The sequence below is a fragment of the Paenibacillus sp. NPDC093718 genome (genome assembly GCF_050279985.1).
GTDB lineage: Bacteria > Bacillota > Bacilli > Paenibacillales > Paenibacillaceae > Paenibacillus_AQ.
In genome coordinates, this window is the sequence record NZ_JBNNUS010000001.1 from 168,762 (window position 1) to 188,710 (window position 19,949).

The window sequence follows — 19,949 nt, forward strand, 5'->3', positions numbered from 1 at the left end:
TTTAGTCTTAGATATGATCGTTATGTACGCCAAATACAGCAAATCCTTATACGATTCCATGCTTGAGCGCATAAATGGCCGCCTGGGTCCGGTCGGCAACCCCCAGCTTATCGAGCAGATGGCTGACATGCGTTTTGACCGTCTTCTCGGTGATGTAAAGCGCTTCGCTAATTTCCCTGTTGTTCATGCCCGATGCAATCAGCTGCAGTACCTCCTGCTCCCGGCGGGTAAGTTTATCAAGCTGCGCAGTCTCTTCCTGATGACCGGACCCGCTGGTCTCATCTGCCCCCACCGGCGATGTAACATGCGTCATGAGCAGGCCTGCCGCATCCGGATGCAGTTCGACCTGTCCTTCATACACGCGCCTGATCGCAGCTACCAAATCCTCCGGCTCAATATCCTTAAGAAGATAGCCGCGTGCGCCCGCCCGAATGGCGGGCAGAACATGGTCATAATCAATAAACGAGGTCAGCACGATGACTTTAATGTGAGGTTGTTCTTTTTTTAATCGTGCGGTCGTATCGATTCCATTGAGGATCGGCATATTCAGATCCATTAACACGACATCAGGATTTAGATGTTTGGCTGTCTCTAACGTTTCCTCGCCATTGGCGGCTTCGCCAACCATCTCGATATCCGGCTGCGTAGCCAGAAAAACCTGCAATCCCCGTCGTACCATGGCATGATCGTCAGCGATCAACAATCGGATCATCGGTTTATCCCCCCATTCTCTATTGATCTCACCCTTAAGGGCAGCGAAACCTCAATGATGGTTCCCTCTCTGTACACACTGTAGAGACGGAATTGTCCTCCGAGCGATTCCGCTCGTTCCCGCATGCTGGACAGCCCAATCGAATGTCTTGTCAGCTCGTTCAATCTTTGTTTGGTAATCCCTCGGCCATGATCTTCAATCCGAAGTTCAACTTCATTTTCCTGCAAGGTTAATACTACCGTTACTTCCTTTGTATCCGCATGCTTGCTTACATTGTTCAGCGCCTCTTGGCCGATCCTCCACAAGGTTTCTTCCACGATCCGGGGCAGCTCCTGCATCCCGCTGATATGTGAAGTCACATGAAGCTTCAATCGTTCGCCGTATTGTTTCAGGCCAGTCATAAGCCCCTCCTCAAGTCCGGGTGGGCGAAGCTGCATGATCAGTTCCCGCATTTCCTTAAGCGCGCTTTGCGATAAGGACTGTATATCATGGATGGTGTCCTGCAGCATGTTGGTATGCTCATGCGGCTCCGCGGCAAGCATTCCCCCCACCCCCTTGGACATCATGACTAGCGAGAACAAGGTTTGGCTTACCGAGTCGTGCAGGTCCCGGGCGAGACGATTTCGTTCATCCATTCTTGCGAGCTCCCGCCGGTTCTCCTCCAGGCGGATACGCTGAAGCGTCATGCCGATATGTTCAGCCAGTGCCTCGATCACATCCATATCCGCTCGGTACGAATCCCTGTAATGATCATACCCTACCATAAGCAGTCCGGATGCGGAGTCCCCGGCAACCGCCAGCGGAACAGCAACCGCGCGGGTGATGGATGATATCCATCCCTGTTCAACCAATTGATCAGCAAGCCGCTGAGCATCTTCGGCACTGATCGGATCCCCAGGGACCTTTCCCTTGCCAGAACGGGTTCGCGCGGCTTTAGCAAGCGGAAATTTGGCATGGGGCAGCGTCGTCTGCCCTCTGCTGTAAAGGGCACGCAGCGTCATTTCGCTGCCGATAGGTTCCAGCAACGCTGCAACCGGCCAGTCAAAGTAACGCCCCATTAAACTCATGACTTGCTTCGTTAATTCGGCCCGGTTAACCGCTTGGGAAGCATAAGCACCGAGTGCGCTGCTATATTCCCCAAGCCGGGCAAACAAATCCGCCCGGCGCTGCTCGGCTGCGTATAGCCGCATGCGCTCAATGGCGCTGCCTATTTGGTAGGCAACCGATTCCAGCAGCGCCAGTTCCTCTTTGGTGAAATGCAGCTTCCCGGGTGCAGCCACATTCAGTACGCCGAACCTGCGGCTGCCGGATCGCAGCGGAACGGTTGCATGGTGGGTTATGCCTTCCGTATCCCCCCAATGATACCGAACGGCATTATCCAGACGTTTGCAATTCAATATGTTCACGGCATTTTTCAGACGTCCGTCATCGTAACGCTCCAGGCACCAGCAGCTGCCGCATCTCATGGGCTCGTTATCATTCCGGCTCAGGGCAGGCGGCAAATTCCGGCTCGCTACGAATTCATGCGTTCCCCGATCTTCCACCAGGAACAGCCAACCGGTCGTAAGTCCGGTTAGCTCCAGCAGCTTGGCAATAACAACGTCCAGCATGGGGCCAAGCTCATTGGACTCGTTCAATGTTTCTGCGATCGTCTTCAGCGTAATTAACTCCTGAATATGCGGATCGTGATTGGACATACACGAAAGCTCCTTCTTTTTTTGCATTCTGAAGTAACTATATTATATAATCCTGTCACACACCATCCAAATCCCTGTGGAGCCCTTCAGACTTTTCTCAAATCATTCACCCCATGAATTTTGGTAAAAAACAATTAATATTGTTTTATCTCTTGCAAATTCCCACCTACATATGGCTTAATATAGAAGTCGGGGCCGACGAAATGAGCTGAAAGGAGGCTGATTGCAATGATTCAGATCCGTGAGGTGGTATTCGCGTAAAGCGAATATCCGTTAAAATGGGAGCCCGCTGCGGGCTCCCTATATCTATTTTTAAATCCAAAAATCTAAAAATCCAAAAAAAACCAATATCACGAAAGGAGGAGGGCAAGCATGATCAATGCAATTGTTTTGAAACTCAGCGATAGCTTAAATATGTATACAGAAAGAGGAGGGCATCGATGGGCCATTACAAGAACGGAAGAGAAGTGCTTCCCCCCGAGCTGCTGCAGCAAATTCAACAGTATATAGACGGAGAATTACTCTACATACCGAAACAGAGCGAGCAAAGAGCCGGCTGGGGAGAGTTAAGCGGTTCCAAACAACGCATCGAAAGTCGAAATAAAGAAATGTATCGCGCTTATTGCAAAGGACGGTCCATTGAGGAATTGGAACGGACCTACTTCCTGTCTGGAGAAAGCGTGCGCAAGATCATAAGTAAACTTACCCGCGTAGGGACCTGAATCAATGAGATGTAACGGTCTGCACACGGATTAACATAGGACTGTTCCCTTGGGGCGCAGTCCTTTCCATTTTATATGAACGCTAATAATAAGAAAATGCCCGACTGTAGATTCGCCTACAGTCGGGCGTTTTTTATACCCTAGCGACCTTCCGGTTTCTCCCCCGCGACATCCCAACGATGGCGAAACTTCTCCAAGCGCGGGTGCAGGTACGGCGGCTCGGACAAGAGGATTAACCTCAGCTTCACTATCCATTCCTCGAAGGAAGAAAAAGAGGCAAACACATTTGCCATCTCAGGTGTCAGAATAAGAAAATGGGGACCTCCGTATTTCTCTACCAGATGACGAAGCGCGGTATCGATCGGCGTGTATTTTTTCCGTTTCGACTCGAAGGGTTCAATCACGACCGAAGATCTTCCATGCTCTTCGACCCATTCCTGAAGCTGTTTCTCCCGCTTGTAATACGGGCTTACCGGCTCCTTGAACATCCGCCTGGCTGTCTCTTCATGCAGCGGATACAACACCAATTTTACAAATGACCGTTCTTCTAAAATGGCGGCAGCCTGCTCCACATCCTCCTGAACCTGCTCGAAGAGGTCATAGAATATTAAGGTTCCTTTGGTTGTCGGCTTCGGGGGCTCGTAACCGTAAGGAACATACTCCAAATTGCGCGGCATGATGGAACTTCACCTCTCTTTTACTCTGATGACGGGGATGAAAGCCTCGGTGGCACGCGATGCTGGGTAGCCTGCTCAAAGCCGTAGGCTAATTGGATCAGCACGGGCTCGCTATATGCCGTCCCGATGAACGTAATGCCCTGTGGCCCCTTCGTAATATATCCTCCCGGCGCAATGACGCCATTCTCGGCATAGCCGCCGGGAACGGTTACCGATGGATAACCTGCCCGGGCAGCCAAATCCGTTCCATATTCATTACCCAGAAACAGCAGGGCGTCCAGCTGATACGCCTGCAAAACATGGTCAATCCCTCTCGCTCCCGCCATTTCTTTATTCTTCTGCTTGCTCTTAAGATACTCTGTTTCGGTCAGCGTGCCGCTCGTTTCCTCGGCCCAAATCAATGTGCCCTGTCCATATTTCAAAGCAACATCGGCGTGTGCCTCATTATAAGCGATAACCTCGGCCAACGAATGAACAGGCAGAGACGCATCTACGTTCGCCAAATAATCATTGACATATTTTTTGAACTCATAGCGAAGGACATTGGCATCCCACTTGGTATCCTGGCAAGGCAGCTCCACCGGATCAATAATGGTAGCTCCTTGATTCCGCAGCACTTCAATGGCGGACTCTACAATATCTAGTCTATCCCGATCCAGGTGCTTATAGTAGTATCGGGGGATCCCGATTCGGGCTTTCTTCAAATAACTCGAATCCAGATACTCCGTGTAGTCCTCCACCCTTTTTTGAGGATCGATCTTGGTCACTTCGTCCAGATCGTCAGCTCCCGCGATCGCGCTAAGCAGAATCGCTGCATCTTCCACCGTTCTGGTCATTGGACCTGCCGTATCCTGTGTGTGAGTGATAGGTATGATACCTGACCGGCTTACCAGTCCAATCGTCGCCTTAATGCCAACCAGACTGTTCTGGCTGGAAGGACTGATAATCGATCCTGATGTTTCCGTCCCGATGGCCGCTGCGGCCAAATTCGCCGCCACCGCAGCACCGGAGCCTGAGCTTGAACCTCCAATAAACATTTCCCCAGGGCCGTAGGGATTTAACGTAAGTCCATGTCTTGACGAATATCCTGCCCACATCGTCGATGACATGAAATTCGCCCACTCGGTCATGTTGCTCTTGCCCAAAATAACAACACCCGCTTTACGCAGCTTCGCAGCAACAAAGGAATCTTTGGCGGCAAACGAATCCGCAAGGGTGATGGAGCCGGCGCTCGTATGCAGCCGATCCCCGGTGTCGATATTGTCCTTAAGCAGGATGGGAATTCCATGAAGCAATCCTCTTGCACCCTGGTCCTTGCGCTCCCGATCCAGCTCCTCGGCAATTTGCAGCGCTTCAGGGTTCACCTCAAGAATCGAGCGGAGAGTACCATCGTATAACCCGATCCGCTCCAGGTACAATTGAACCAGCTCTACTGAAGTCATCCAACCCTCTGCCATCGCATGCTGCATATCCAAAATGATTGCTTCCACAATCCATGCTTTTTTATCCATGATCATATATAGTCCCCCTGACTAATCTTTCTGAACTTACGGTAGATGGTGGGGATTAATGTTTCATATTTTAGCCTCCAAACGATTCAGGTATTTAATCTAATTCGGGAATTAGGAACAAAATTCCTCTTATTGCCCGTGATCCCGAGCGTCACCTGAATGGCTCAACTTTCCTGATTCTGTTTGCTCTCATCTAATCGCCAACATAAACGCAAAAAGCGGACCAAGAATGACTTCTTGATCCGTTCTTTAAATGAAAAAGATTGCCCTAATCCTATTGATCAGGGCAACCCTCTCCTTAACGATTAACTGATGATCGTAATGACCGGTGCCGATATTGTCGGCTGTGTCGTGATCGCGGATGTTGTGTTCGTGAAACTGGCGATTTCCAATAAAACCGGTATCCCCGCCGGAACGTCCGTCGTATCGAGTACCAAACTCGCGGTTGTTAATGTCGATAAGGCAAGTTGTTGAAGCATGCCGTTGATATACACATTAAAGTATTCTGTACCTGTCAATGCGGGGAATGCCGTCACGGCTGCCTCAGCATCATCAACAAAGCTTGTTGCCGGCATGGTAATGGAGTCTGCTCCGATCATAGCTTCGGTAATCAGCGCAAAGTAACGGGTTACAGTTGGCGTTACCGTTGTGGTGATCGTTCCCCCGGTTGCAACAGGGGGCGTTGCGACAGCTATAATGATAGGTTTGATAACTGGCATGTAATCACTCCTCTCTGCTGCAAGATAACAAAAAGTATGGCTGAGCCATAATATCATTAAATGATAGATTTCTAGTTTTGATCCTGGCATTCTCCCATTTATAGTAAAAATAAACCAGGAAACTACCAGCGTACCGGTCAATATATCATTGAAAAAAGGACAAATGTCCATTCCACTGCCCTTCCGATGACATAAACTAAATACATACATTCATCCGGGGCGGTGATAAGACTGAAAAATCCCGTGATTAAACGGAAGCGGTATTCTGTACTAAAGGCTGCTGGGCATCGAAAACGCAGGAACTTCAAGAAGCAGCGCAAATGCAAGCAAGTCGTGTCACCAAGCAACAAAAGAAGGATCTGGCCATGCAAATCCGGCTCCGATCCTTCGGGTAACATTCCATCTGAATGGTCGGAACGTCAAGGAACACAGAGATCGGAAGGTTTGCTCGGATTGCCTGGTCTGCCAGGTTCCCAGGGGCTCCAAGGTGATCAAGGCATACAAGGTCCCAGTGGCCTGCAAGGTCCTCCGGGTTCCAACGGACCATCTGGCTTGCCTGGACCAGTAGGTCCCCAAGGGCTGCCGGGGATTCAAGGCATTCCCGGGGTGCAAGGCATCCCAGGTTCTCAAGGTCCTCCGGGTCCTCCGGGTCCTCCCGGTCCCCCTGGTCCACAGGGCATCCAAGGATTACCGGGAAGCGTGATAGTGCCGGAGATCATTGTACTGCCGACCACGCTTCGTTACTTTTATGTATTGATGTCCGAGGTTAATCTGGATGCTCCCTTCGTCATATCTGCCGATCAATTTACGGATGATGACGGAAATCATACATTTCAGAGCATTGCGGTCGGTCCGAACACCTCCTCAACGGTTTATATCAACGGCATGATTCAGGAAGGCCGAATATACACCCTCACGCCGGAAGCACTAACCTTGCATTCTCCTGGTGATATGCTCCTGCCCGGCACACCGATCTTACTGGAGGTTTTGTATCTCACCGTTCAGGTGGTGGCTTAGAACAAACAAAGAACCCCACTCAGCCGGGAAGCAGGGTGGGGTTCTTTTCATTCCTTATTTAAACGACAACGCCTTTTTTGAGGATGACATTTGCGTACAGCGCTTTTTCGCCGGTCGACACGACGGCATAAGCATTCTTCGCCCGCTCATAGAACGAGAATCGCTCTACCTCATCAAATTGCACGGGAACGGGATGAAACTGCTGCACGATCTCACGGTATTCATCCCAGATCGGAGTTTCTACGGTATCCCCCGGCGTCACAGCCATCAGAGCTACCGGGGACTCAACATACGTATCCAACGGAAATAACGGCAATATCGCGTTTAATAACGCAGGAATTCCGTGTCCGTCTGCCCGGACCAACCGCTGGGCATGACTGGCTGCCGGAAAATTGGCATCGCCGAGCACAATTTCATCCGCGTGCCCCATCTCCATCAGAATCTTCAGCAGCTCAGGCGAGAGCACATGAGATATGCCTTTTAGCATGATATGACATCCTTCTCTATCGAATTTAGATGTAAGGCTTGGATATGTTAGGAGACTGCCATTCTCTAAGAATTCCTTAACCTTACTGTTGTACCTGTTGTTGTCCGACAATGGACTTGTAATGCTGGAATGCTGCCTCCCAATCCTCGTTGGACTCAGGCTCGTACCAGGCAAGCGGAAAAGACCGCTTGACGAGTTCCACTCCCTCTTCTCGATTGCGCAATGTGCCATTCACCACAAATTGGACCAGCATGTTCCCGATGGCACTAGCCTCAATCGGTCCGGCCCACACCGTACGGCCCATGGCATTGGCCGTATAACGGCACAACAGCTCGTTTTGAATGCCGCCGCCAACCATATGGAGCCCATCGTAATGGTGCCCTGTCAGAACCTCCATCCGCTCAAGCACTTCCCGGTATCTCAGGGCCAAGCTCTGCAGTATGCACTGGACATACTCTCCGGTGCTATGAGGAATGGGCTGCCCTGTCTCCCGGCAATAATCCCGGATTTCAGCCGGCATATCCGCCGGATTCATGAAGCGCAGGTCATCCGGGTTTATGAAGCTGCGGAACGATTCCGCGTCCTGAGCGAGTTCGACCAGCTCCGCAAATGAATACGTCAATCCTTGATTCTCCCATTGCCGCTTGCACTCCTGAAGAATCCAAAGACCCATAATATTCTTCAGCAATTGGAAGGTTTGATAAGCTCCACCCTCATTGGAGAAGTCTTCTTCCAGCACGTCCGTATGGACAAGCGGCTCCGGAAGCTCGGTTCCGAGAAGCGACCAGGTACCGCATACAAGATAGGCAAATCGGAATGTGTTCGCAGGAACGGCTACCACGGCGGATTCCGTATCATGCGATGCCACGGCAATCGCTTTAATCGCCGGAACGCCCAGCTCTTGCGCCACGGCATCCTGCAGCCTTCCAATCACGGTTCCCGGCTGTACGGGTTCAATGAACAGGGATGCGGAAAGCCCCAGCTCCTCCATTAAGGGTTCATTCCACTTGCCTTCTGTAACATGATAGAGCTGAGTCGTGGTGGCCATGGTGAATTCGCACGCCTGAACCCCCGTCAGATAATAGTTCAGAAGATCCGGAGTGAGTAGGAACTTATCTGCAATATCAAGCATCGGAGATTTTGACTTTAGCATTGCATTTAACTGGAAAATCGTGTTAAACGGCATGAATTGCAGACCGCTTTCTTGAAACAGACGTTCTCTCCCGACCTGCTCGCAGGTTTCCTCCACCATGCCTTCCGTCCGCAGATCCCGGTAATGATAAGGAACTCCGATGAGCTCCCCGTTACGGTCAATCAGTCCATAATCGACGCCCCATGAATCGATGCCATAACTGACCGGTTGATAGCCGGCTTGGAACGCTTTGCGGATGCCATGCTTAACCTCCTGCAGCAGCATCGGGAAATTCCAGTGCAAATGCTGTCCCATCTGAACGGGTATATTGGCAAAGCGGTGAATCTCGGTAATCTTCAGCATGCCGGGCGATTCATGATCAGAAGCGGTGATCTCGCCCAGCAGCGCCCGGCCGCTGCTGGCTCCCAAGTCAAACGCAAGCACCGCGGATGAATTGCTCATAAGCCGCATCCTTTCTCACCTTTAGTACTATATCGATCCGAGTTTGAACAACCGGATCTGATCCACAATCTTTCTATTTCATCTTCTGAAGGAGCTGAATACGATAATCTTCGCTCTCAAGTGCAGCGATATCATCCACTTCCTGATCTGTCAGCGGCACCGGTGTGCCGGCAGCCTTGGCGCTCAGATAAATTTTGGCGCTCTCTTCAACTACCTGGGTTCGGTAATACGCTTCACGCAGATTCCGGCCGGTTGTGACCAGTCCATGGTTACCGAGCAGGATGGAACTGGCCGTCGTTACTTTCTCCGCGACGGCATCTGCCAGCAAATCTGTCGTAGGAATGATGTAAGGGATGTATGCCGTACGCCCAACCAATGCCGCCTGGTCCGGAAACATCACCGGCAGCTCCTTCTCAACCAACGTAAAGGCAATGCAGTGGGATGGATGTGTATGCACCATCGCCCCGATATCGGGGTTGCTCCGGTATCCATACAGGTGCATCAGCACTTCGGACGAAGGCCGTAATCCTATATCGGTAATATCGCCGGTCGGGATATCCACTTCGATCCATTGCTCCGGTTCAATCTCCTCCAGCGCAAAACCGCTCGGGGACAAATACATTTTGTCCCCGGCTCTCGCGCTAATGTTTCCTCCCGGTCCTACAACGAGTCCGCTGTCGACGATTTTTTTGGCATACTTGCAGAGCTCATTTCTCGTTTCGATGTTCAGCATGTTCTCCTACTCCTCTCGATTGACCTTATTTATATAGAGGACCGAAGTTCTGACAAGCGCGGAAATCGGCGCTCTCCGGGTCGGTCGTTCCGAACATCCCCCATGCACGTGGACGGAACACCTCTTCGGCTGGCACATTATGCATGTTGACCGGAATACGCAGGACCGAGGCCAGGGTGATGAGATCCGCTCCGATATGTCCGTAACTGATCACGCCATGGTTAGCGCCCCACTGGTTCATGACCTCATAAACGCTTGAGAACGCACCCTGTCCCGTAAGGTTCGGCACAAACCAGGTCGTTGGCCATGTTGGGTCTGTACGCTTGTCGAGCGTGTCGTGTACCTCCGCCGGCAAATCCACGGAATAGCCTTCAGCGATTTGCAGCACGGGACCAAGCCCTTTGACCAGGTTAAGACGGAACATCGTCATCGGCATGCCGCCGCGCGTCAAGTAGTCGGTCGAGTAACCGCCGCCCCGGAAATACTCCAAGTTAGCCGGTCTCCACTGCGTGGCCTTCAGCGTGCGATCGACCTCTTCATCCGTGATATCCCAGAACGGCTTCATGGCCGGTTTGCCGTCAATTTCCTGCTCGCCCGTTCCATCCAGTGCAGCCGAGCCGGAATTGATCAAATGCAGGATGCCATTCTCCGCTTTGCCTTCGAGCTTATAACCGGTAACCCGTTCAACTGAAGCCGGACTCCAATACGTCCGCACATCTGCGAAAATCTGTGCCGTATTGGTTAACAGGTAACCGAACAGCATGCCGACTCCGTTCAGGCTGTCATTCTCCGTTGCCACGATATACGGCGAACGTCTGCCGTTCCAATCGAAGGAGGAGTTAAGGATGGTCTCCAGGAAGTCTCCGTTAGGGGAATGATCCGTCCACTGGCGCTGACCTTGGAATCCGGAAGCGATTGCACTGTGGCCCTGAGCTTCCTCTTCGAAGCCGAGCTCCTTCAGACGCGGATTACCGATCATCAAATCGCGGGTGATCAGCGTCATTTTGACGACGGTTTCCCACTCCAGATCCTTGCGCTCCCGGCTGTTCTGGAGATGATCCGGATTGTTATCCGGTCCTTCCGTACAGTTCTCCTTCACCCAAGCAAGCGCCTGTTCATATTCTTCAGGATCATAAATGCCTTCTTCCAAGCGGCGCGTAAACTCGCTCATGTCCACATATTCATTACGCATGCCCAGATATTCCTGGAAGAAGCTGTCGTCCACGATCGAGCCGGCGATGCCCATCGACACCGAGCCCATGGACAAATACGATTGTCCGCGCATGTACGCTGCAGCCAAGCCGCTCCGAGCAAAACGCAGAAGCTTCTCTTGAACGTCATCCGGAATACGGGTATCCCCTTCATCCTGAACGTCTTCGCCATAGATGCCGAAAGCAGGAAGCCCCTTCTGGGCATGGGCCGACAATACGGCGGCCAGGTAAACCGCGCCTGGACGTCCTGTTCCGTTGAAACCCCATACCGCCTTCGGTCGCGAAGGATCGACATCCATCGTCTCGGTGCCGTAACACCAGCAAGGCGTAACGGTTATGGTTAGGCCGACTTCGGCATTTTTGAATTTTTTGGCGGCTGCAGCCGCTTCGGCCACTCCGCCGATGCACGTATCCGCAATCACGCATTCAACCGGCTCGCCATTCGGATATTTGAGCTCCTTCGTCAACATCTCGGCGACGGCCTTGGCCAGATTCATGGTCTGTTCCTCGAGAGATTCGCGAACCCCTCTCCGTCTTCCATCTATCGTAGGGCGAATCCCGATTCTCGGAAACCCGTCCCGCCATCTGTAATCGTTTTCAATTGTCATGTATGTCACGCCTCCCTATAAGGATTATGACATCATTGTAAGATTATTTGGTGCAAGAGATAACCCACTATTTTGTTATATCGGATCCTAATTTCAGCAAGACAGTGAACCATCCCGAATAGCAGATGTAAACGATTTCCGCATGAAAGGGCGTTTTGCATTATAATAGGTAGAGGATGTTGCTTTCCAGGAGGGACAAGACCGTGCCAAAGATCGAAATCTCGCATAGCAAAAGCGATCACTTCCGCTTCATCAAAAATCCCCAGCTGCTCTTTGCCGGGCAGGTCGTGGACGAGGACTTCTTTTATGGACCGCCGCAAATTCATGATTTCTGCGAGATCATCTATGTAGTAGAAGGACGCGGAGAATTCACAATTGCAGGAAAAATATACGAACTCCACAAAGGCGATGTCGCGATTTATAACCCCGGCATTCCTCACGAGGAGAGATCCATCACGGACGGACCTTTCAAGGTGATCTACTGCGGCGTGGATTCGCTTCACATCGAAGGGGTTCCCCAGGGGATGCTGCTCCCGGCCTACGTGGAGCCTGTCATATCCTGCGAGAAATACGCTTATAAGGTGGAGAGCTATCTTTCCGAGATCCTCCGTGAATGCGATTCGCAGGTGCTGGGATATGAAACGCTGAGCACCAACCTGCTGATGTCATTGATTACCGTAATCTATCGCATTGTGGACGTTAAACACCAATTCGAGTCCTTGAAAGGCAAGAATGAAATCGCGCTGCGGACCAAACACTTTATCGACACCAACTATACCCAGAGCATCAGTCTCAAGGACATTGCCGATACGATGTATGTCAGTCAGCATTATTTATCCCATCTGTTCAAAAAAGAAGTCGGCGATTCCCCCTTCAATTACTTGATATCCCGCCGGATTGAAGAGGCCAAGCGCCTGCTGGCGGATTCCGAAATGCCGGTACATGAGGTTGCTTCTCAAGTCGGTTACGGCAATGATAAGTACTTCTCCATGTTATTCAAAAAAATTACCGGTCAAACGCCGAGCTCGTTCCGGGAACAGAGCAGAATGGCCGTGGAGTGAAGGGATTTAAGTTTGTTTTCCTATCAACAAAGCAGGCAGCCGCGATCATACGGCTGCCTGCTTTTAAATATTTCTGTTATTTGTCCTTCTATGTCGTCAAAAGTATGGGGCATGCTTGATTTTGATGGGACCGACCGCTTCGATCTTGCTCTGGCATCCCAGACGATAGCCTTCTTCGATCTCTTCCGGATCCAGGCGGCGTTCTTCGGCCAGATTAGGTTCGGACAAATACTCGATTCCCTCCACTACCATACAGCGGCAGCGCGCACAAGTTCCTCTTTTGCAAAAAGAGTTCCAGTCCACATCATTCCGCTCGGCCAGATCAAGCACCGTCATGCCAAGAACAGGCGCCACGCTGCGGCGAACCTCGCGGCCTGCAAGCTCAATGATCGGATCCGGTACGGCTTCCATTATCTCTTCCGCTGCAGGGATCGAGGCTTTGTCTCCGCTATCCCTGCCCTTTTTCTTTTTCCAGAATTTAAACACGCGCGTTATCCCCCTATGCATGTCATCATCAGGTTATGTATCAAATCCTTCATTTATTATACTGGAAAGTTTAAAAAATCAACATGCTTACTCTTATCTATTCTATGACATTGACATCATGGAATTGGAACTCTATGAAAATTTTGCTATACTAGCGTATGCTAGAGCACTTTCCAAATTCTATAAAAATCATTCTATTATTTTATGATGTTGGAGGGAAAACAAAAAGCATGCTGCATAAACGAATAGGTAAAACAGCTGTCGCTGCCGTCCTTGCCTTATCCTTAACCACACCGCATATCAGCCAGGTACAGGCTGCGCCTGCCATTTCGGTAAAGCTGGATGACGTTGCGCTTACCTTCGATGCGGCTCCACGGGTAGACAAAGGGGTTACCTACGTCCCATTCCGGACGGTTGGAGAAGCACTGGGCATTCAAATCACGTGGAATAGCAAGACGCAAACCGTGAAGGCCATTGGCAGTGTGAAAGGCCAATCGACAGAAGTGTTACTTCAAGTTGGGAGCACGAGCGCAACCGTCAATGGAAAAAAAGTGAAGCTTGCAGCTCCGCCGATGGAGCGGGAAGGCCGTGTGCTGATCCCGCTCAGCTCGTTCAGCAGCCAATTCGGCGTTGATGTCGGCTGGAACCAGTCGACTCGTACAGTCTCCCTCGTATCGCCGCAGCGCGAAATGCATTTGAGAGCTTTCTATGCATTACAATCTTTCCAAGAACGGGATCTCGTGGGATCCATGAATTCTGTCGCCTTTGGCTGGAGCCGCATCGATCGCGAGGGTCAGTTCACGCTTCAAGGGGATGAGTACCGCCTTCCCGCTTCGGCTGGAGACGTTACGCCGCAATCGATTGTTGCCGATGCTGCGGACCAGGAGATTAAACCGTACCTTATGGTCTATGCCTTGGATGGAAACGGCGAATTAACCAAAGTCCTGAGCGACGGCAACCTCCGCCAAAAGTCCATTGAAGGCATCACAGCCGCGGTAGCGGAGAACGGATTCGGCGGCGTTGTGCTTGATTTTGAAGGGCTCGGATTTAAACTGGATGCCGTGAAGCAGCAGAAGCTGCTCAATGATTATGTCAAGCAATTGAAAGCGGCATTGCCGAATGACGTTGCCCTGTCTTTAGCGGTGCCGCCATTGAACAGCGCCTATAAAGGATATGATTACAAGACGCTGGCCTCCATCGCTGATGACCTGATTGTTATGGCTTATCAGTACAATCCGGTCGGAACCAAATCTCAGGTTCCCGAACCGAACAGCCTGGTAGACCAAGCGATCCAGTTGGCACTCCAAGCAGGCGTCCCGAAGCACAAGCTCCTGCTTGGCATCAGTTTAAGCAGCGAAACCGCCACTTCCGTGGACGATAAACTCGGCTTGGCCAAACGTTACGACCTGAAAGGTGCTGCTTTCTGGCGCCTAGGCTTGTTCCGTCTCTATGATAATGGAATGGAAGCTGCCGTGAATGCCTCTGTTGTTAAGGAGTAACCGAACACCCCCATGTGGGATGATAGACTTATAGTAAGAAAAACGTCTATCGACGTACTTTCACAGATGACAGACCGCAGTTAGTAGAAGTTTTTCTTGCGATATCAGGAAGTCACAAGCTTCGAAGTTTATACTTTCTGATATCTAAAAAAAGAAAGCCTGACAAGGTCATCCCTTTGTCAGGCTTTCTGATTATGTATGTCGTACCCTAAACGGCTGCGTAATCCAATTAGCTTGCGCTTCCTACCAGCTTTGCATAGTTTTCTTGACTCAAAACACGACGTGCCGTGACATAACGCGGCTCGTAATAGGAATCGCTAAGCTTGCTGATTCTGACTCCCTTGCTGCTGGAAGCATGCGCAAATTGTCCGTCACCAATGTAAACGCCTGCATGGGAAATTCCGCTGCCGCTCGTATTGAAGAATACCAAATCTCCAACCCGCAGATCTTCGCGATCCACATGTTCGCCCGCTTTAGCCTGGCTTTGGGAAGTGCGCGGAAGATCAATATCGAAATTTCTAAACATGTACAGTATAAATCCGGAGCAATCAAACCCGCTGGTGGTCGTTCCGCCCCATTTGTATGGAGTTCCTACCAATTGCTTCACTTGATACTGAAAATTCGGTTGTTGATCAGCAAATGCTGAAACGGCACCAGAAGAAAAAATAATTGCAGACCCTAGCAAAGTGATGACAAACTTCTTCAAAATATGTTCTCTCCTTCGATGCCTACGGAGTTAGCTAAGGGTTCGGTTGAAGGTTCCCTATACTCTCTATACAAGAGTAATTCACCCAAGACGGTTCCCCCGTTTTCACAAACGAAATTCGGCAAAATTCATTAACGTTTTGTAACCTTCTCTTAATATAGTATACAAGCAAGGATGCTGTCAATCATATCCTAAAAATCTATCGTTTTATGTTTGGAGCTGTCGTAAAGATGAAGAATTTTGGCCGGATATTGGTTAACCGTCTCACTCAGTCATGACAATTATGTAACTCTGTTTACCTTCTCGCGCTGCTTTTTTAAATAATCTAGCAACTTTTTACAACTCTATGCGTTTACACAATCAGAAATGAAATTAAAGAGGTGATCTATCACTTATGAGTCAAATTACGATGGCAGAAGCACTAGCTGTCCGGGCAGCAATTAACCGTCTCATCAATCAGTTGATGTCGGAACGCTTGAACAACAGCAGCACGATCATTGAAAAAGGGGAGACGGCGGAATACCCTACGCGCAGCGTGGATGCCATTACAGAAGAAATCGAAGCGGCCGCGGCGGATTATAGGAAGCTGGATTTGCTGATGGCAATCTCCAATACCACGCAGACTATTCCCTGGGACGGCTCCGACATTACGATCATGGAAGCGATCGAGCTGGCCAAACAAATACGCAGCGATATCGGACAGCTTGCCCATCTCGGCTCCCGCAAGAAGCTGGAGCGCCAGAGCAGCCGTGGCAGCGGAGACGGTGCCATAACGCTGTTCAACGTCGCCTTATATGATCCGGAGGCTTATCAGGCGCAAGCCCGCAAGAAGGAACGCGAAGTAACCAAGCTCTCTTCGCTGATTGAACATGCCAATCATACGTCCCTGATTACGTTTGACGCATCCAAGTACATGGAATAGCGAAAGCCGCCGGCTCCAAGCCTGCAGGTCACCCCACGTGCGGGTTTGGAGCCGGCGGTTTCCGCCGGCGGGCGGGAAAGTGCGAGCAACCGTTTATTGTTTGTCGGATACAAACAAACCTAACCAGGAACCAAAAAAATCGACTCCAGCACAAACGGATGACGGCTTACGGTTCACGCCTATCACTTGTTACATGTTACGGACTTATGACGCAAAAAAATGATCGCTCCGTTTCCCGCTCTCTATGAATAATTGGAAAGCCGCCCTCAGAAGGGCGGCTTTTGTCTAATTCTCTTTAGCTCGGTAACATGATACTACGTCGTCATTCCGAGCGCTCTCTGTCTAGTATCTATTCATCATTGATCCTATCCGTATCATTCTCTTTACGCCTATGCTACTGGAACAAAGCCGCAGCTCCAACCAGACCAACATCGTCCCGAAGTCCTGCCGGAACGATCTCGTACGTTCCTAAATAGGATGGCATGACCAGCTTATCCGTCATTTCCCGCAGCTGCGGGAACAACAGCTCACCTGCTCTGCTCACACCCCCGCCAATGACGATGCGATCGGGGTTAAAGCTGTGAATGACGTTAACCAATCCAAGCGCCATGTAATAAATAGCACGGTCGATGACCTCGACGGCTACAGGATCATGAAGACGTTTTGCCTCAAACACATGCTTGGCATTCACCCCCGAATCGGCTGCAGCCAGTTCTGTTATGACGCTCGGTTGGGAGAGCATCCGGCGGGAAGCCTCAAGACCGATGGCCGTTCCTGAAGCAAACACCTCCCAGCAGCCGTGGCTGCCGCAATTGCACTGCGGACCGCTGGGATCAATGATATGGTGTCCCAGTTCCCCAGCAAAGGAACTGCTGCCCAGGAACAGCTTCCCATCCAGCACGATGCCTGAACCGATACCGGTGCTTAGCGTCACGTACACCATGTTCGTCGCCCCTCTTCCAGCACCTCTTACATACTCTCCCCATGCGGCTGCATTAGCATCATTCAGCACCTGAACTTCCGTATGCAGCTCACGTTCCATCCATGCTTTGAGGGGAACATTCGTCCATTCCGGCAGATTCGTCCCATGAATGACAATGCCCTCCCGGCTGTTAACCGTTCCCGGCGAAGCCATGCCAACCCCTCGGAGCGATTGGCCGCCCGAGACGCTGCGAATCATATTCGTAATTCTCGTGACCACTTCCTCGGCCGTACGCGCGCCTGCCGTCTCCATTTGCTCCCGGTACAGCAGCTGTCCTTCGGAATCAAAGAGCGCTGCCGCGATCTTCGTACCCCCAAGGTCAACGCCAACCACAAATTCTTGCTGTTTATTCAATACGGTTTGCAATTTTTGTTCACCTGTTTCCGATAGGTTTGCTACTTCTATTGATGTAAGCTGTCAGCCAATGATCGCAGCTCAACCGGATCAATGGGCTTCAGCCCTGATCGGCCATACCGGACAGCGGAGCCGAAATGCACCTCGATCACGCCGGTCTGGTCGATAAATTCATGTATGATTTCCCACTTCAGGCCATTGCCTGCCAATATTTTAAGCTCGCTTCCTGCCGTATGTTCTACGAGCTCCCGAATTCTTGGGATGGCTTGCGGTGCAGGCTGCGGTCCTCCCGACGTAAGGACGCGGGTAACTGACGGGTATTTCTGCAATGTACGCAGCCCTTCGAACTGATCCTCCAATTCATCAAAAGCCCGGTGGAACGTGACCTGCATATCACCTGTCCATTCCAGCATTTTGACTAAGGAGACCTCGTCAATCTTTCCTTCCGGAGTCAGCATGCCGATTACTACGCCAGCTGCGCCTGCCTTGCGGATCGCCTTCACCTCCGCAATCATGGTAGCTATATCATGTTCGTTGTACACAAAGGATCTGCTATGAGGTCTGACCATGACATGAACAGGAATCTGAACGGCTTTCACAACCTCTTCAACGAGCCCGATTCCCGGCGTAAGCCCGCCTTCGGTGATCGCCGTGATCAATTCCAGACGGTCTGCGCCATTCTGCTCTGCTGTGATGGCATCATCCACGCATGTTGCGATAATTTCTAGCAGCATCATCGTCACTCCTTATTGAAGTTGATTCTTTATGCTTGGAGAAACTGCTTCTCCACATAATCCGCGAGCAATCTCGCGCCATATCCGGTAGCCCCCGCTGCGGAATGAGGGAAATCCCGTTTGTACTGGACCGTGCCCGCCATATCGATGTGCACCCATTCCATGGAATCCGCCACAAAATGACGGATAAACAGCGCAGCCGTTATAGCGCCAGCCAAAGTGGACGTACCGACATTTTTCAGATCGGCATAATCGCTTCTAAGCTCTGATTCGTACTCGTCCATCAGCGGCATAGGCCATACGCGCTCTCCATTACGCTCCCCGATCTCAACCAAATCGGCCGTAATCTGTGGATCGCCCCAGATGCCCGCAATCTCCAAGCCCAATGCGGCTCCGACATTACCGGTGAGGGTTGCGATATCAATCACTTTATCTGCGCCAAGATTCGCTGCATGCAGCAGCGCATCCGCAATGATCAATCTGCCCTCCCCATCCGTATTGGCGACCTGAACGCTTAGACCATTCGGATAATGAATAACGGAAGAAGGAAGCATCGCATCCGGTCCCGATAAATTATCCGCAACGGCGATCAGCGCCGTTACACGTACCGAAGCTTTTTGCGATACCAGAATATCCATGGCACCCACGACCGCTGCAGCGCCTCCCATATCCATACGAGCATCGCTGATGTCTCGGCCGATTTTAACGTTCATGCCGCCCATATCAAAGGTTACGCCTTTGCCGATGAGTACAATATGAGGGCTCTCCTTCTCGGAACCCACCCCATTATAGGTAATCTCAATCATGGCAGGCTCATATTTGCTGCCGGCACCAACGGCGATCAGACCGTTCATCCGCCGATCATGAAGCTCTTGTCCGCGATACACATGTAGCTGAACGGGTGCCTTCTTGAAACGGTCCTCAACAACCGCTACGAACGCTTCCGGATTTAACGTTTCTGGAGACTCATTCACCAAGTCTCGGGTGAACTGCGTCCCTTCGATCCGGATTTCTGCCGTCTGTATGATGGCTTCCAGATCTTCACGGGAAAGCCCCTCCCAATCTTCTAGTCGAAGATGAAGAGACAGGGATTGCAGATTCGCCGTAACCCCGCGATGCTTATTGAATTGATATAGTCCATACATCCAGCCTTCAACCCACGCCTGGAGTTCTTCCTCTATCGAAATCCGGGAAGATGCACCGACGCCGCGGACTGTGGGGCGAATCAGCGCTGCGCTTGTTTTATTCTCCTTGAGCAATGCTCTCGCAGCTGATGCGCCTGTTCTGCGCACTTGCTCCAACGTCAGCTTCGAACGCTGCCCCATGCCGACAACGAGATCATCCGCTTCTTGATCGGAGCGACCATAGAACCACGTCAGCGTCATGCGCTGCTTTCGAGATTCCGTTAAACGAAAATGAGACTCCTCGCCCTCATAAACCACATAAATCGAAGTATCTGCCAGGTGAGCTTCATCTATTGTGATGTTCATCGAGCCTTCCCTCCTCTATAAGAGAAT

General features: G+C 51.0%; 19 protein-coding genes and 1 riboswitch. Of the genes, 5 read left to right on the top strand and 14 right to left on the bottom strand.

The window, feature by feature from the left end; genetic code table 11:
- Positions 1-46: 46 nt before the first annotated feature.
- Both ACQKPA_RS00835 and ACQKPA_RS00840 read right to left on the bottom strand, forming a co-directional pair.
- Positions 47-712 carry a response regulator gene (locus tag ACQKPA_RS00835; protein ID WP_427488605.1) on the bottom strand — a complete coding sequence of 222 codons (666 nt, stop codon included), beginning with the start codon at positions 710-712 and terminating at the stop codon, positions 47-49.
- Positions 709-2,409 (bottom strand): GAF domain-containing sensor histidine kinase, encoded by a 1,701-nt coding sequence (locus ACQKPA_RS00840; RefSeq protein WP_427488607.1) that lies wholly within the window; start codon positions 2,407-2,409, stop codon positions 709-711. Before ACQKPA_RS00840 ends, ACQKPA_RS00835 begins: the two co-directional genes overlap by 4 nt.
- A 440-nt stretch (positions 2,410-2,849) precedes the next feature.
- Between ACQKPA_RS00840 and ACQKPA_RS00845 the strand changes: the two genes are divergently transcribed.
- Positions 2,850-3,131 (top strand): CD3324 family protein, encoded by a 282-nt coding sequence (locus ACQKPA_RS00845; RefSeq protein ID WP_006211013.1) that lies wholly within the window; start codon positions 2,850-2,852, stop codon positions 3,129-3,131.
- 140 nt (positions 3,132-3,271) lie between these two features.
- Here the strand turns inward: ACQKPA_RS00845 and ACQKPA_RS00850 are convergent, their stop codons facing one another.
- From ACQKPA_RS00850 to ACQKPA_RS00860, 3 genes are all read right to left on the bottom strand, one after another.
- Complete coding sequence (locus ACQKPA_RS00850; RefSeq protein WP_427488610.1) at positions 3,272-3,808, bottom strand: hypothetical protein; 537 nt, start codon at positions 3,806-3,808, stop codon at positions 3,272-3,274.
- Positions 3,809-3,828: 20 nt separating this feature from the next.
- Positions 3,829-5,325 carry an amidase family protein gene (locus ACQKPA_RS00855; RefSeq protein WP_427488612.1) on the bottom strand — a complete coding sequence of 499 codons (1,497 nt, stop codon included), beginning with the start codon at positions 5,323-5,325 and terminating at the stop codon, positions 3,829-3,831.
- Between the two features lie 299 nt (positions 5,326-5,624).
- A complete protein-coding gene (locus tag ACQKPA_RS00860; protein WP_427488614.1) occupies positions 5,625-6,038 on the bottom strand; it encodes a DUF4183 domain-containing protein in 414 nt (137 codons plus the stop codon).
- A gap of 222 nt (positions 6,039-6,260) precedes the next feature.
- On the opposite strand from ACQKPA_RS00860, the gene ACQKPA_RS00865 reads away from it, so the two are divergent.
- The gene (locus ACQKPA_RS00865) at positions 6,261-7,055 is read left to right on the top strand and encodes a DUF4183 domain-containing protein (RefSeq protein WP_427488616.1); all 795 of its coding nucleotides are present in this window, start codon (positions 6,261-6,263) and stop codon (positions 7,053-7,055) included.
- 58 nt (positions 7,056-7,113) lie between these two features.
- Here ACQKPA_RS00865 and fucU read toward each other — a convergent pair whose 3' ends face one another.
- From fucU to ACQKPA_RS00885, 4 genes are all read right to left on the bottom strand, one after another.
- A complete protein-coding gene (fucU, locus tag ACQKPA_RS00870; protein ID WP_427488618.1) occupies positions 7,114-7,542 on the bottom strand; it encodes an L-fucose mutarotase in 429 nt (142 codons plus the stop codon).
- 82 nt (positions 7,543-7,624) lie between these two features.
- Positions 7,625-9,136 carry a rhamnulokinase gene (locus ACQKPA_RS00875; RefSeq protein WP_427488620.1) on the bottom strand — a complete coding sequence of 504 codons (1,512 nt, stop codon included), beginning with the start codon at positions 9,134-9,136 and terminating at the stop codon, positions 7,625-7,627.
- Between the two features lie 73 nt (positions 9,137-9,209).
- Positions 9,210-9,869: a class II aldolase/adducin family protein gene (locus ACQKPA_RS00880; protein WP_216532032.1), complete on the bottom strand. Its 660-nt coding sequence runs from the start codon at positions 9,867-9,869 to the stop codon at positions 9,210-9,212.
- Positions 9,870-9,894: 25 nt separating this feature from the next.
- Complete coding sequence (locus ACQKPA_RS00885) at positions 9,895-11,688, bottom strand: L-fucose isomerase (protein ID WP_427488622.1); 1,794 nt, start codon at positions 11,686-11,688, stop codon at positions 9,895-9,897.
- A gap of 203 nt (positions 11,689-11,891) precedes the next feature.
- Here ACQKPA_RS00885 and ACQKPA_RS00890 point away from each other — a divergent pair, with 203 nt between their 5' ends.
- On the top strand, positions 11,892-12,749 hold the full coding sequence (locus ACQKPA_RS00890) for an AraC family transcriptional regulator (RefSeq protein WP_427488624.1): 858 nt from the start codon (positions 11,892-11,894) through the stop codon (positions 12,747-12,749).
- A 96-nt stretch (positions 12,750-12,845) separates the two neighbouring features.
- Here the strand turns inward: ACQKPA_RS00890 and ACQKPA_RS00895 are convergent, their stop codons facing one another.
- Positions 12,846-13,235, bottom strand: coding sequence for a 2Fe-2S iron-sulfur cluster-binding protein (locus tag ACQKPA_RS00895; protein ID WP_427488626.1), 390 nt, complete (start codon positions 13,233-13,235; stop codon positions 12,846-12,848).
- A gap of 230 nt (positions 13,236-13,465) precedes the next feature.
- On the opposite strand from ACQKPA_RS00895, the gene ACQKPA_RS00900 reads away from it, so the two are divergent.
- Positions 13,466-14,734, top strand: a complete 1,269-nt coding sequence (locus ACQKPA_RS00900; RefSeq protein ID WP_427488628.1) for a stalk domain-containing protein — start codon at positions 13,466-13,468, stop codon at positions 14,732-14,734.
- A 229-nt stretch (positions 14,735-14,963) separates the two neighbouring features.
- Here the strand turns inward: ACQKPA_RS00900 and ACQKPA_RS00905 are convergent, their stop codons facing one another.
- A complete protein-coding gene (locus ACQKPA_RS00905; RefSeq protein ID WP_071220323.1) occupies positions 14,964-15,440 on the bottom strand; it encodes a C40 family peptidase in 477 nt (158 codons plus the stop codon).
- A 3-nt stretch (positions 15,441-15,443) separates the two neighbouring features.
- Positions 15,444-15,574, bottom strand: a riboswitch (cyclic di-AMP (ydaO/yuaA leader).
- Positions 15,575-15,834: 260 nt separating this feature from the next.
- On the opposite strand from ACQKPA_RS00905, the gene ACQKPA_RS00910 reads away from it, so the two are divergent.
- Positions 15,835-16,362: a hypothetical protein gene (locus ACQKPA_RS00910; RefSeq protein WP_427488630.1), complete on the top strand. Its 528-nt coding sequence runs from the start codon at positions 15,835-15,837 to the stop codon at positions 16,360-16,362.
- Positions 16,363-16,756: 394 nt separating this feature from the next.
- On the opposite strand, the gene ACQKPA_RS00915 is transcribed toward ACQKPA_RS00910, so the two are convergent.
- Genes ACQKPA_RS00915 through ACQKPA_RS00925 form a run of 3 tightly spaced genes read right to left on the bottom strand, consistent with a single transcriptional unit; the run spans position 16,757 to position 19,922 of the window.
- The gene (locus ACQKPA_RS00915; RefSeq protein ID WP_427488632.1) at positions 16,757-17,710 is read right to left on the bottom strand and encodes an ROK family protein; all 954 of its coding nucleotides are present in this window, start codon (positions 17,708-17,710) and stop codon (positions 16,757-16,759) included.
- 35 nt (positions 17,711-17,745) lie between these two features.
- The gene (locus ACQKPA_RS00920; protein WP_427490209.1) at positions 17,746-18,432 is read right to left on the bottom strand and encodes a copper homeostasis protein CutC; all 687 of its coding nucleotides are present in this window, start codon (positions 18,430-18,432) and stop codon (positions 17,746-17,748) included.
- 29 nt (positions 18,433-18,461) lie between these two features.
- Positions 18,462-19,922: a leucyl aminopeptidase family protein gene (locus ACQKPA_RS00925; protein ID WP_427488634.1), complete on the bottom strand. Its 1,461-nt coding sequence runs from the start codon at positions 19,920-19,922 to the stop codon at positions 18,462-18,464.
- Positions 19,923-19,949 lie beyond the last annotated feature (27 nt).

Excerpts from the sequence above, each read along its gene's own strand:
- ACQKPA_RS00860 (WP_427488614.1), bottom strand. The coding sequence starts at position 6,038 with ATGCCAGTTATCAAACCTATCATTATAGCTGTCGCAACGCCCCCTGTT.
- ACQKPA_RS00855 (WP_427488612.1), bottom strand. The coding sequence starts at position 5,325 with ATGATCATGGATAAAAAAGCATGGATTGTGGAAGCAATCATTTTGGAT.
- ACQKPA_RS00880 (WP_216532032.1), bottom strand. The coding sequence starts at position 9,869 with ATGCTGAACATCGAAACGAGAAATGAGCTCTGCAAGTATGCCAAAAAA.
- ACQKPA_RS00910 (WP_427488630.1), top strand. The coding sequence starts at position 15,835 with ATGAGTCAAATTACGATGGCAGAAGCACTAGCTGTCCGGGCAGCAATT.
- fucU (WP_427488618.1), bottom strand. The coding sequence starts at position 7,542 with ATGCTAAAAGGCATATCTCATGTGCTCTCGCCTGAGCTGCTGAAGATT.
- ACQKPA_RS00850 (WP_427488610.1), bottom strand. The coding sequence starts at position 3,808 with ATGCCGCGCAATTTGGAGTATGTTCCTTACGGTTACGAGCCCCCGAAG.
- ACQKPA_RS00900 (WP_427488628.1), top strand. The coding sequence starts at position 13,466 with ATGCTGCATAAACGAATAGGTAAAACAGCTGTCGCTGCCGTCCTTGCC.
- ACQKPA_RS00835 (WP_427488605.1), bottom strand. The coding sequence starts at position 712 with ATGATCCGATTGTTGATCGCTGACGATCATGCCATGGTACGACGGGGA.
- ACQKPA_RS00845 (WP_006211013.1), top strand. The coding sequence starts at position 2,850 with ATGGGCCATTACAAGAACGGAAGAGAAGTGCTTCCCCCCGAGCTGCTG.
- ACQKPA_RS00920 (WP_427490209.1), bottom strand. The coding sequence starts at position 18,432 with ATGCTGCTAGAAATTATCGCAACATGCGTGGATGATGCCATCACAGCA.
- ACQKPA_RS00875 (WP_427488620.1), bottom strand. The coding sequence starts at position 9,136 with ATGAGCAATTCATCCGCGGTGCTTGCGTTTGACTTGGGAGCCAGCAGC.
- ACQKPA_RS00925 (WP_427488634.1), bottom strand. The coding sequence starts at position 19,922 with ATGAACATCACAATAGATGAAGCTCACCTGGCAGATACTTCGATTTAT.
- ACQKPA_RS00885 (WP_427488622.1), bottom strand. The coding sequence starts at position 11,688 with ATGACAATTGAAAACGATTACAGATGGCGGGACGGGTTTCCGAGAATC.
- ACQKPA_RS00840 (WP_427488607.1), bottom strand. The coding sequence starts at position 2,409 with ATGTCCAATCACGATCCGCATATTCAGGAGTTAATTACGCTGAAGACG.